11 protein-coding genes are annotated in these 12,178 nt (G+C 46.4%); all 11 read right to left on the bottom strand.

Going from position 1 to position 12,178, the window contains the following annotated elements; all coding sequences use genetic code 11:
* Positions 1-11: 11 nt before the first annotated feature.
* Positions 12-290, bottom strand: a complete 279-nt coding sequence (gene rpsS, locus AC0VXX_RS00710; RefSeq protein WP_006083596.1) for a 30S ribosomal protein S19 — start codon at positions 288-290, stop codon at positions 12-14.
* A gap of 11 nt (positions 291-301) precedes the next feature.
* Entirely contained in the window at positions 302-1,129 is an 828-nt protein-coding gene (gene rplB / locus AC0VXX_RS00705; RefSeq protein ID WP_475515505.1) for a 50S ribosomal protein L2, read from the bottom strand.
* Positions 1,130-1,145: 16 nt separating this feature from the next.
* The gene (rplW, locus tag AC0VXX_RS00700) at positions 1,146-1,445 is read right to left on the bottom strand and encodes a 50S ribosomal protein L23 (protein WP_475515504.1); all 300 of its coding nucleotides are present in this window, start codon (positions 1,443-1,445) and stop codon (positions 1,146-1,148) included.
* On the bottom strand, positions 1,442-2,047 hold the full coding sequence (gene rplD / locus AC0VXX_RS00695) for a 50S ribosomal protein L4 (RefSeq protein WP_110456983.1): 606 nt from the start codon (positions 2,045-2,047) through the stop codon (positions 1,442-1,444). The genes rplW and rplD overlap by 4 nt, the downstream gene beginning before the upstream one ends.
* 16 nt (positions 2,048-2,063) lie before the next feature.
* On the bottom strand, positions 2,064-2,702 hold the full coding sequence (gene rplC, locus AC0VXX_RS00690) for a 50S ribosomal protein L3 (protein WP_110456984.1): 639 nt from the start codon (positions 2,700-2,702) through the stop codon (positions 2,064-2,066).
* 27 nt (positions 2,703-2,729) lie between these two features.
* Entirely contained in the window at positions 2,730-3,041 is a 312-nt protein-coding gene (rpsJ, locus tag AC0VXX_RS00685; protein ID WP_011070616.1) for a 30S ribosomal protein S10, read from the bottom strand.
* Positions 3,042-3,406: 365 nt separating this feature from the next.
* On the bottom strand, positions 3,407-4,591 hold the full coding sequence (gene tuf / locus AC0VXX_RS00680; protein WP_475515498.1) for an elongation factor Tu: 1,185 nt from the start codon (positions 4,589-4,591) through the stop codon (positions 3,407-3,409).
* A 79-nt stretch (positions 4,592-4,670) separates the two neighbouring features.
* Positions 4,671-6,767: an elongation factor G gene (gene fusA / locus AC0VXX_RS00675; protein WP_475515503.1), complete on the bottom strand. Its 2,097-nt coding sequence runs from the start codon at positions 6,765-6,767 to the stop codon at positions 4,671-4,673.
* A gap of 75 nt (positions 6,768-6,842) precedes the next feature.
* Complete coding sequence (gene rpsG / locus AC0VXX_RS00670; RefSeq protein WP_110456990.1) at positions 6,843-7,313, bottom strand: 30S ribosomal protein S7; 471 nt, start codon at positions 7,311-7,313, stop codon at positions 6,843-6,845.
* A gap of 81 nt (positions 7,314-7,394) precedes the next feature.
* Positions 7,395-7,769 carry a 30S ribosomal protein S12 gene (gene rpsL / locus AC0VXX_RS00665; protein WP_069670836.1) on the bottom strand — a complete coding sequence of 125 codons (375 nt, stop codon included), beginning with the start codon at positions 7,767-7,769 and terminating at the stop codon, positions 7,395-7,397.
* 189 nt (positions 7,770-7,958) lie between these two features.
* Entirely contained in the window at positions 7,959-12,176 is a 4,218-nt protein-coding gene (gene rpoC / locus AC0VXX_RS00660; RefSeq protein ID WP_475515502.1) for a DNA-directed RNA polymerase subunit beta', read from the bottom strand.
* Positions 12,177-12,178: the final 2 nt, after the last annotated feature.

Raw genomic sequence — 12,178 nt, 5'->3', positions numbered from 1 at the left:
AGTCTCCCGTATTAACGCTTCTTCGCTTTCTTATCAGCAGCATGGCCGCGATAAGTGCGAGTTGGTGAAAATTCACCAAGCTTGTGGCCGATCATTTCGTCAGTTACGAACACAGGTACGTGCTGACGACCATTATGGACAGCGATGGTCAACCCAATCATGTTAGGGATGATCATAGAGCGGCGAGACCAAGTCTTAATAGGCTTTTTGTCACCCGCTTCCATCGCTTTCTCTACCTTCTTCAGCAAGTGTAGGTCAATGAATGGACCTTTCTTGAGAGAACGTGGCATGGCGAATCCTCTTACTTTTTGTTACGACGACGTACAATGTACTTGTCGGTGCGTTTATTACTACGGGTCTTATAACCCTTAGTTGGGACACCCCATGGAGAAACCGGATGACGGCCACCAGAAGTACGGCCTTCACCACCACCATGTGGATGGTCTACAGGGTTCATTGCAACACCACGCACTGTTGGGCGTACGCCTCTCCAGCGCTTAGCACCTGCTTTACCTAACTGGCGTAGCATGTGTTCGGCATTACCAACTTCACCTAATGTCGCGCGGCAATCTACAGGTACTTTACGCATTTCGCCAGAGCGAAGACGTAGAGTAGCGTAAGCACCATCACGAGCTACAACTTGTACATAAGTACCGGCTGAACGAGCGATTTGAGCACCTTTACCAGGCTTCATTTCAACTGCGTGTACAACACTACCTACTGGGATGTTGCGTAATGGCAAAGCGTTACCCGCTTTGATTTCTGCATCGATACCAGACTGGATCTTATCACCAGCTTGCATGCCTTTAGCAGCAAGGATATAACGACGCTCACCATCAGCATACAAAACAAGTGCGATGTTAGCTGTACGGTTTGGATCATATTCCAAACGTTCAACTTTTGCAGGGATACCATCTTTGTTGCGTTTAAAGTCAACAATACGGTAATGCTGCTTATGTCCACCACCTACGTGACGAACAGTGATACGACCAGTATTATTACGGCCACCACTTTTAGATTTTTTCGCCAACAAGCCAGCAAAAGGTTTACCCTTGTGCAGATCGCTGTTTACCACTTTAACCATGTGGCGACGACCAGCAGAGGTTGGCTTACACTTAATAACTGCCATGATAATTCTCCTTTGCTTACTCAGCGCCGACGAAATCGATATCAGCACCAGCAGCTAAAGTCACATAGGCTTTTTTCCAATCGCTACGGCGGCCAGTACGGGCACCATGACGCTTAGTTTTACCTTTGTTAACCAAAGTGCGAACTGAATCTACTTCAACTTCGAACAACTTAGCTACTGCAGCTTTAACTTCAGCTTTAGTCGCATCGATAGCCACACGGAAAACGACCGTGTTGTTACTCTCAGCGCATACAGTGCTCTTTTCAGAGATGTGTGGCGCTAGAATAACTTTTAGCAAACGTTCTTCGCTTATCATCCCAGCATCTCCTCGATTTGCTTAATAGCATCGGCAGTAACTAGTACTTTGTTGAACGCGATTAGGCTAACTGGGTCGATACCAGCAACGTCACGAACGTCAACTTTGTATAGGTTGCGTGCAGCTAAGAACAAGTTCTCGTCAATTTCTGGAGTAACAATTAAAACGTCTTCCAGGTTCATTTCTGCCAATTTAGCTTTCAGCTCTTTAGTTTTAGGAGCTTCAACACCAAATGACTCAACGACAACAAGGCGATCTTGACGTACTAATTCAGACAGAATGCTCTTAAGCGCTCCGCGGTACATCTTCTTGTTAACTTTTTGGCTGTGATCTTGTGCTTTAGCAGCGAATGTTACGCCACCGCCACGCCAGATTGGGCCTTTAACAGTACCGGCACGTGCACGGCCAGTACCTTTTTGGCGCCATGGCTTTTTGCCAGAGCCAGTTACTTCTGCGCGAGTCTTTTGAGCACGAGTGCCCTGACGCGCGTTTGCAGCGTATGCTACAACTACCTGATGAACCAGTGCTTCATTAAAGTCACGGCCGAAGGTAGTTTCGGAAACTTCAAGAGCACTCTGTGCGTCTTTCAATACCAATTCCATTACTATCTCCTCAGACCTAAGCTTTAACGGCAGGCTTGATGATCAGGTCGCCATTAGTAGCGCCTGGAACTGCACCCTTAACCAATAGCAAGTTACGTTCAACATCTACACGTACAACGTCTAGATTTTGAGTAGTAACACGCTCGGCACCCATGTGGCCTGACATTTTCTTACCTTTGAAAACGCGACCAGGTGTTTGGTTTTGACCGATAGAACCGTTAGCTCTATGTGCCAATGAGTTACCATGTGTTGCATCTTGGGTACGGAAATTCCAACGCTTAATACCGCCTTGGAAACCTTTACCTTTTGATTGACCAGTAACATCAACTTTCGCTACGTCAGCGAAGATATCAACATTAAGCTCGGCACCAACTTCAATGCCTTCGCCTTCACCATCTGCCAAACGCACTTCCCACAAACCACGACCGGCTTCAACGCCTGCCTTAGCAAAGTGACCTGCTTCTGGTTTAGTGATGCGATTAGCTTTTTTGGTACCAGTAGTAACTTGAAGTGCACGGTAGCCGTCTGTTTCTAAAGTTTTCACTTGAGCAACGCGGTTAGCTGCAATTTCAATTACTGTTACAGGTATTGACGCACCATCTTCAGTGAAGATGCGAGTCATACCTACTTTACGACCGATAAGACCGATAGCCATCTCTCAAACCTCTTCTAAGGATCTCAATTAACCTAAGCTAATTTGAACGTCAACACCTGCCGCAAGATCTAGACGCATCAATGCATCTACAGTCTTTTCAGTCGGCTCTACGATGTCAACAAGACGCTTATGAGTACGAAGTTCGTACTGATCACGCGCATCTTTATTAACGTGTGGAGAGATCAAAACGGTATAACGCTCTTTGCGCGTAGGTAGTGGAATTGGGCCACGTACCTGGGCGCCTGTGCGCTTAGCAGTTTCAACGATTTCCGCAGTAGATTGATCGATCAGACGATGATCAAATCCTTTTAAGCGGATACGGATTCTTTGGTTCTGCATTGACCAGAGCTCCTAAAATGGACACATAAAAAATCACCCTCTAGCTTCTTCCTTACTGGAAAAGCAGAGCGAGATGATTTAACCGTTCGACTCCAAATCGGAGTCGCTGTATTATTTTACGTCGGCTTCTAGAACCGACAATTTACTCACCTAATGGTTAAGGCGAGAGGGGGTATTATACTGATCTACGCATAGAGATCAACCCCACTGCATGAATTAACACCACATAGCTGCTAACCCTATAAAGTGGCGAGTATTATACTTATTCCGATCAAGAAAGCTAGCCTTTGTGTTCATCAAATTCTAGCCAATAAAAAAGGCAGCCTAAGCTGCCTTTTTTATTATTGTGTTAAGACACTTTGCTATTAAGCAATGATCTTAGCTACAACACCAGCACCAACTGTACGGCCACCTTCACGGATAGCGAAGCGTAAACCTTCGTCCATCGCGATTGGGCAGATCAGTGTTACTGTCATCTGTACGTTGTCACCAGGCATTACCATCTCTACGCCTTCTGGCAATTCGATAGTACCGGTTACGTCTGTTGTACGGAAGTAGAACTGTGGACGGTAACCTTTGAAGAATGGAGTGTGACGTCCGCCTTCTTCTTTTGACAGAACATAGATTTCAGACTGGAATGTAGTGTGTGGAGTGATTGAACCAGGCTTAGCCAATACTTGACCACGCTCAACTTCATCACGCTTAGTACCACGTAGTAGTACACCACAGTTCTCACCTGCACGACCTTCGTCAAGCAGTTTACGGAACATTTCAACACCAGTACAAGTGGTCTTAGTAGTATCGCGAATACCAACGATTTCTACTTCTTCACCTACTTTGATCACACCGCGCTCTACACGACCAGTTACAACAGTACCACGGCCAGCGATTGAGAATACGTCTTCGATTGGAAGAATGAATGCACCGTCAATTGCACGCTCTGGCTCTGGAATATAAGTATCTAGCGCTTCTGCAAGCTCAAGGATCTTAGCTTCCCACTCTGGCTCGCCTTCAAGGGCTTTAAGCGCAGAACCTTGGATAACTGGTAGGTCATCACCTGGGAAGTCATATTCAGATAGAAGTTCACGAACTTCCATTTCTACTAGTTCTAGAAGCTCTTCGTCATCAACCATGTCACATTTGTTCATGAATACGATGATGAAAGGTACGCCAACCTGACGTGAAAGCAGGATGTGCTCACGAGTCTGTGGCATTGGACCATCTGTAGAAGCAACTACTAGGATAGCGCCGTCCATCTGTGCAGCACCAGTGATCATGTTTTTAACATAATCCGCGTGACCTGGGCAGTCTACGTGTGCGTAGTGACGTGATGGAGTGTCATATTCGATGTGAGAAGTATTAATTGTAATACCGCGCTCACGCTCTTCTGGAGCGTTATCGATTTGTGCGAAGTTACGAGCTTCACCGCCATATGTCTTAGTCAATACAGCAGAGATTGCTGCAGTAAGAGTGGTTTTACCATGGTCAACGTGACCGATGGTACCAACGTTCACATGGGGTTTACTACGTTCAAATTTTTCTTTAGCCACGATATATTCCTTTCTTTTCAGAAAATGCCCAGCGTTGCTGAGCAATAGCATTCAATATGAGTTATAGACTAGTTTGCGGTTATCCGCGCGAGTCTACAACAGATTTTGCGACATTTTGCGGTGCATCAGAGTACTTCAAAAACTCCATAGAGTATGAAGCGCGCCCCTGGGTTGCACTACGCAAGTCTGTTGCGTAACCAAACATTTCAGATAGAGGTACTACAGCATGAATAAGTTTAACGCCGCCAATGCCGTCGTCCATTCCTTCAATCATGCCACGTCGTCTATTCAAGTCACCTACTACATCGCCCATATAGTCTTCAGGAGTGGTTACTTCGACCTTCATACAAGGTTCGAGTAACACTGGGTCAGCTTCTAGAGCCCCCTTCTTGAAAGCCATTGAACCAGCAACTTTGAACGCCATCTCGTTTGAATCGACATCATGGTATGAGCCGTCAAACAAAGTGACTTTGACATCCAACACAGGGAAGCCAGCGACAACGCCGTTCTTCATCTGCTCTTGGATACCTTTATCTACTGCAGGGATGTATTCTTTTGGAACAACACCACCAACAATCTCGTTGACAAATTCGTAGCCAAAACCTTCTTCTTGTGGTTCTAGCCTTAACCAAACATGACCGAATTGACCTCGGCCACCTGATTGGCGCACGAACTTACCTTCAACTTCTACACTCGAGCGAATAGTTTCACGATAGGCAACTTGTGGTTTACCCACATTGCATTGAACATTAAATTCGCGACGCATACGGTCAACAATAATGTCCAAGTGCAACTCACCCATACCGGAGATCAGTATTTGACCAGACTCTTCGTTGGTCTCAACGCGAAATGATGGGTCTTCTGCGGCAAGTTTTTGCAACGCAATAGCCATCTTTTCTTGGTCGGCTTGGGATCTTGGTTCCACTGCAATCGTAATTACGGGCTCAGGAAACTCCATACGTTCGAGTATAACTTTATGGTCAGCATCACAGAGCGTGTCACCAGTGGTGACATCTTTAAGACCAATTGCTGCGGCGATGTCGCCAGCGCGCACTTCTTTGATCTCATTACGATCGTTTGCATGCATCTGCACCATACGACCGATACGCTCACGTTTTTGCTTAACTGAGTTATACACACCAGAACCGGTTTCCAATACACCTGAATAAACACGTATAAAGGTTAGGGTTCCCACAAATGGGTCTGTTGCGATTTTAAATGCTAGCGCAGAGAAAGGCGCATTGTCGTCCGCAGGACGCTCAACCTCTTGCTCTTTGTCGTCAATGCCCTTAATTGGCGGAACTTCGACAGGCGATGGTAAATAATCCACAACAGCATCGAGTACGGCTTGCACACCTTTGTTCTTAAATGCAGAACCACAAGTAGCAAGTACGATCTCATTAGCGAGAGTTCGTTTACGTAGCGCAGCTTTGATCTCTGCTTCTGATAACTCGCCACCTTCTAGGTACTTGTCCATCAGTTCGTCAGAGGCCTCTGCAGCACTCTCAACGAGATATTCACGCATTTCAGCCGCTTTATCAGCGAGCTCTGCAGGAATATCTTCGTAAGTGAAGGTCATGCCTTGATCAGCTTCATTCCAGTTAATGGCTTTCATCTTGATCAGGTCGACGACCCCTTTAAACTCTTCTTCTGCACCAATACTCATTTGGATTGGTACACAAGTCGCTCCCAGACGGGTACGTATCTGTTTAACAACACGTTCAAAATCCGCACCAGAGCGATCCATCTTATTGACGAACACAATTCTAGGTACGTGATATTTGTCCGCTTGGCGCCAAACAGTTTCTGACTGAGGTTCAACACCAGATGCGCCACAGAATACGACAACAGCGCCATCGAGAACACGCAGCGAGCGCTCAACTTCAATAGTGAAGTCAACGTGGCCAGGAGTGTCAATAATGTTGATACGGTGCTCAGCGAACTGTGCTTCCATACCGCGCCAGAACGTCGTAGTCGCAGCTGAGGTGATAGTGATACCACGCTCTTGCTCCTGTTCCATCCAGTCCATTGTGGCAGCGCCATCATGGACTTCACCGAGTTTATGAGACATACCAGTGAAGAACAGTACTCGTTCTGTAGTTGTGGTTTTTCCTGCGTCAACGTGAGCACAAATACCAATATTACGGTAGCGCTCAATAGGAGTTGTACGAGCCACGATTAAACCCTCTTTACTAAGGTAATAACCTTAGTCATGTAAAACGTGGTGCAGACAATAGCCTGCACCAAAAGATTACCAGCGGTAATGAGCAAACGCTTTGTTCGCTTCTGCCATACGATGCACGTCTTCGCGCTTCTTAACAGCAGTTCCTTTATTTTCAGAAGCATCTAGCATTTCACCAGCTAGACGTAGAGCCATAGATTTTTCACCACGCTTACGTGCAGCTTCAACCAACCAGCGCATCGCTAGTGCGTTACGACGCACTGGACGAACTTCACATGGTACCTGGTAAGTAGAACCACCAACACGACGAGATTTAACCTCGACAGTTGGGCGGACGTTATCCAGGGCTGCTTCAAGGATAGTTAGATGCTCTTCGCCTTTCTTTTCAGCAACAACATCTAATGCCTTGTAAATAATTTTTTCTGCAGTCGACTTTTTGCCGTCCTGCATAATGACGTTGATGAACTTAGCCAACAACTCACTATGAAATTTTGGATCTGGTAGGATTTTACGTTGTCCTACAACGCGACGTCTTGGCATAACAATTTCTCCGTATGCTTCAGGGACCCCAAAACTGGAATCTCAATATGTCTCTAGCTTGGCCTTACTTAACGGAAAACGTTAAGACTTAGGACGCTTAGCTCCGTACTTAGAACGTCCTTGACGACGCTCACTAACACCAGCACAGTCTAATGCGCCACGTACAGTGTGATAACGAACACCCGGTAAGTCTTTTACACGACCGCCACGGATTAGAATCACGCTGTGTTCCTGCAGGTTGTGGCCTTCACCGCCGATGTACGAAGTCACTTCGAACCCGTTAGTTAGACGCACACGAGCTACTTTACGTAGTGCAGAGTTAGGTTTTTTTGGTGTGGTTGTGTATACGCGAGTACAAACACCACGTTTTTGTGGACACGCATTCAACGCTGGCACAGCAGTCTTGATGACTTTTGGCGAGCGAGGCTTACGTACCAACTGGTTTACAGTTGCCATGTATAGCTCCGAATCAGTTGATAAACTCAACAGTAAGGTGTGAAAAATCTATATCCCACAGGTGTGGGACGCGAAATTTTAGAAAGGTAATCAGTTCCTGTCAAGAAATAGCCAACTTTTTACCCAATTTAAGTAAAAAAAAGGCACCCTAGGTGCCTTTTTTACAACCTGTTTACGTTTAAGCGCTAATTACTCAGCACTACCTGCTAGATTAAGCAGATCTGCCAAGTTTTGCTCAGCTTCGCTTGCACTAATAACGGGAGCCTCTTCAGCTTGACCTTTACTCGCACTCACTTGGTTGCGTTTCTGATGATACGCATAACCCGTACCCGCAGGAATCAAGCGACCAACAATCACGTTCTCCTTCAGGCCACGTAGCTTATCGCTCTTACCGCCAACGGCAGCTTCAGTCAATACGCGTGTCGTTTCCTGGAACGATGCAGCCGAGATAAACGACTCTGTCGCCAGAGAAGCCTTAGTGATACCTAGTAGTTCACGTTCGAACTTAGCAGGTGCCTTACCTTGTGCCTCAAGTTCGCGGTTAGCGATCTTAACGCGCGAGACTTCAACTTGCTCGCCAGGTAGGAAATCACTATCACCCGCTTCGGTGATCTCGCACTTACGAAGCATCTGACGGATAATCACTTCGATGTGCTTATCGTTAATTTTTACGCCCTGTAGACGGTATACGTCTTGGACTTCATTAACGATATAGTTAGCCACTTTGTGAATACCACGCAGACGTAAGATATCGTGCGCCGCTTCTGGACCGTCAGCAATAACTTCACCACGTTCGACTTTTTCACCTTCGAACACGTTTAGGTTACGCCACTTAGGAATCATCTCTTCATATGGCTTACCACCATCTGCAGGAGTGATCACTAGACGACGCTTGCCTTTGGTCTCTTTACCAAACGAGATAGTACCTGAGTACTCAGCAAGAATTGCTGGCTCTTTTGGTTTACGCGCTTCGAACAAGTCAGCAACGCGTGGTAGACCACCGGTAATATCGCGCGTCTTAGACGATTCTTGTGGAATACGTGCTAACGCGTCACCAACGTTAATTGGTGCATTATCGTCTTGGTTTACAATCGCCTTACCTGGTAAGAAGTATTGCGCTGGTACTTCAGTACCTGGGATCATCAAGTCGTTGCCATCGGCACCCACTAGACGGATCGCAGGACGCATCTCTTTACCTGCTGCAGGACGTTGACCAACGTCTAACACAACAATCGAAGACAGACCCGTTAGTTCATCGGTTTGACGTGTCATAGTGACACCGTCAATCATATCAACGAACTTGATACTACCCGCCACTTCAGAAATGATTGGGTGAGTATGCGGATCCCAGTTAGCGATGATTTCACCAGGATTAACTGATGCATCTTCTAACTTTTCTAAGATGGTACCGTAAGGTACTTTGTAACGCTCTTTCTCACGACCTAGCTCATCAATGATAGCTAGTTCTGATGAACGCGATACGATAACCAGCTTGCCTACACTGTTCTTAACGTGCTTAGCGTTATGCAGTTTTAGCGTACCAGCATTCTTAACTTGGACGTTGTTTTCTGCAGACGCTCGAGATGCCGCACCACCAATGTGGAAGGTACGCATCGTCAGCTGTGTACCTGGCTCACCAATTGACTGAGCAGCAACAACACCGATAGCTTCACCTTGGTTAATGATATGGCCACGAGCCAAATCACGACCATAACAAGCAGCACAAACACCGAAGTCAGTATCACAGCTAATAACAGAACGAACGATCATCTCATCGATTGAATGCTCTTCTAACGTGTCACACCATGCTTCATCAAGCAGGGTGTTACGAGGTACAAGTACATTCTCTGTACCTGGGTAGTAAACATCTTCTGCTACTACGCGACCAAGCACACGTTCACGTAACGGCTCAACAACATCACCACCTTCAATCAGCGGCTTCATTGTTAGACCTTCGTGGGTACCACAATCGTCTTCGATAACAACTAAGTCTTGCGCAACGTCAACTAGACGGCGAGTCAGGTAACCCGAGTTCGCTGTCTTAAGTGCCGTATCCGCTAGACCCTTACGTGCACCGTGAGTAGAGATAAAGTACTGGAGTACGTTTAGACCTTCACGGAAGTTAGCCGTAATTGGGGTTTCGATGATTGAGCCATCTGGCTTAGCCATCAGACCACGCATACCCGCTAGCTGACGAATCTGTGCAGCACTACCACGAGCGCCTGAGTCGGCCATCATGTAGATGCTGTTGAACGATGCTTGAGTCTCTTCTTCGCCATCACGGTTAATCACTGTCTCAGTAGACAGGTTATCCATCATCGCTTTAGAAACTTTTTCGTTCGCACTTGCCCAGATATCGATTACTTTGTTGTAACGCTCACCTGCGGTAACCAGACCCGACTGGAACTGTTCTTGAATCTCAAGTACTTCAGCTTCAGCATCTGCTACAAGCGTGTACTTCTCATCAGGAATAACCATATCGTTAATACCAACAGAGGCACCCGATACTGTCGCGAAGTGGAAACCGGTATACATCAATTGGTCAGCAAAGATAACGGTATCTTTAAGACCTAGTTGACGGTAACAAGTGTTCAATAGCTTAGAGATCTGCTTCTTACCCATGTTTTGGTTAACCAAATCATACGATAAGCCTTTTGGCAGAATCTGAGATAACAGTGCACGACCCACAGTAGTATCTACGATACGACGTGCTTCAGTGCGCTCACCATTATCACCGATAGTAGTCTCTGTAATACGAACCTTTACACGTGCATGCAGTTCTGCAAAACCTGTACGATAAGCTTTTTCAACTTCAGCAACAGATTCGAACGCCATGCCTTCGCCTAAACCATTAACGCGTTCGCGGCTGGTGTAGTAAAGACCCAATACAACGTCCTGTGACGGTGTGATCACCGGCTCACCGTTTGCAGGCGAAAGGATGTTGTTGGTAGACATCATTAGTGAACGTGCTTCTAGCTGTGCTTCAAGCGTTAGCGGCACGTGAACAGCCATTTGGTCACCATCGAAGTCGGCGTTGTATGCCGCACAAACGAGTGGATGTAGCTGAATCGCTTTACCTTCAATAAGGACTGGCTCGAATGCCTGGATACCCAATCTGTGCAGTGTTGGTGCACGGTTAAGCATCACTGGATGTTCGCGGATCACGTCATCTAGCACGTCCCATACTTCTGGTACTTCACGTTCAACCATCTTCTTAGCAGCTTTGATGGTAGTAGCTAGGCCACGACCTTCTAACTTGCCATAGATGAATGGCTTAAATAGCTCAAGTGCCATCTTCTTAGGAAGACCACACTGGTGTAGACGTAAAGTAGGACCAACGGTAATTACCGAACGACCAGAATAGTCAACACGTTTACCTAGCAAGTTCTGACGGAAACGACCTTGCTTACCTTTGATCATATCGGCCAAAGATTTAAGTGGACGCTTGTTAGAACCGGTAATAGCGCGACCACGACGACCGTTATCTAATAGCGCATCAACAGACTCTTGCAACATACGCTTTTCGTTGCGCACGATGATGTCTGGAGCAGCTAGGTCTAATAGACGCTTTAGACGGTTGTTACGGTTGATCACACGACGGTAAAGGTCGTTCAAATCAGACGTAGCAAAACGACCGCCATCTAGTGGTACTAGAGGACGCAAGTCAGGTGGCAGAACCGGTAGCACTTTGAGGATCATCCACTCAGGCTTGTTGCCTGAAGTGAAGAAAGCTTCAATGAGCTTAAGACGCTTAGTGATCTTCTTGCGACGAGTCTCAGAGTTGATTGATGGCAACTCTTCGCGCATCATCTCAATCTCTTTTTCAAGATCGATAGCACGTAGCAATTCAAGAACTGCTTCGGCACCCATCTTAGCTTCGAACTCATCACCGTACTCTTCGAGTGCGTCAAGGTAGTTTTCTTCAGTCAGCATTTGGCCGCGTTCAAGGCTGGTCATGCCAGGCTCGATCACAACAAATGATTCGAAGTAAAGTACACGTTCGATATCACGCAGTGTCATATCTAGCATCAAACCGATACGGGACGGCAGTGATTTCAAGAACCAAATGTGTGCTACTGGGCTTGCTAGATCAATGTGACCCATACGCTCACGACGTACTTTAGTCTGGGTAACTTCTACGCCACACTTTTCACAGATCACACCACGGTGCTTAAGACGCTTATACTTACCGCATAAACATTCATAATCTTTTACTGGACCAAAAATACGCGCACAGAACAAACCTTCACGCTCAGGCTTGAAAGTACGGTAGTTGATGGTTTCTGGCTTCTTAACTTCACCAAATGACCAAGAGCGGATGAGATCTGGCGACGCTAGGCCAATCTTGATCCCTTCAAATTCTTCAGTCTTGCTTTGCTGTTTCAGAAACTTTAATAAGTCTTTCACGT

This window comes from Shewanella sp. QJM3NY_23 (genome assembly GCF_056173105.1).
The sequence above is the reverse complement of the archived record's forward strand: the minus strand, read 5'-3'. Positions and strand labels throughout refer to the sequence as shown.

Excerpts from the sequence above, each read along its gene's own strand:
- rpsG (WP_110456990.1), bottom strand. The coding sequence starts at position 7,313 with ATGCCAAGACGTCGCGTTGTAGGACAACGTAAAATCCTACCAGATCCA.
- rpsJ (WP_011070616.1), bottom strand. The coding sequence starts at position 3,041 with ATGCAGAACCAAAGAATCCGTATCCGCTTAAAAGGATTTGATCATCGT.
- rplW (WP_475515504.1), bottom strand. The coding sequence starts at position 1,445 with ATGATAAGCGAAGAACGTTTGCTAAAAGTTATTCTAGCGCCACACATC.
- rplB (WP_475515505.1), bottom strand. The coding sequence starts at position 1,129 with ATGGCAGTTATTAAGTGTAAGCCAACCTCTGCTGGTCGTCGCCACATG.
- rplD (WP_110456983.1), bottom strand. The coding sequence starts at position 2,047 with ATGGAATTGGTATTGAAAGACGCACAGAGTGCTCTTGAAGTTTCCGAA.
- rplC (WP_110456984.1), bottom strand. The coding sequence starts at position 2,702 with ATGGCTATCGGTCTTATCGGTCGTAAAGTAGGTATGACTCGCATCTTC.
- rpsL (WP_069670836.1), bottom strand. The coding sequence starts at position 7,769 with ATGGCAACTGTAAACCAGTTGGTACGTAAGCCTCGCTCGCCAAAAGTC.
- rpsS (WP_006083596.1), bottom strand. The coding sequence starts at position 290 with ATGCCACGTTCTCTCAAGAAAGGTCCATTCATTGACCTACACTTGCTG.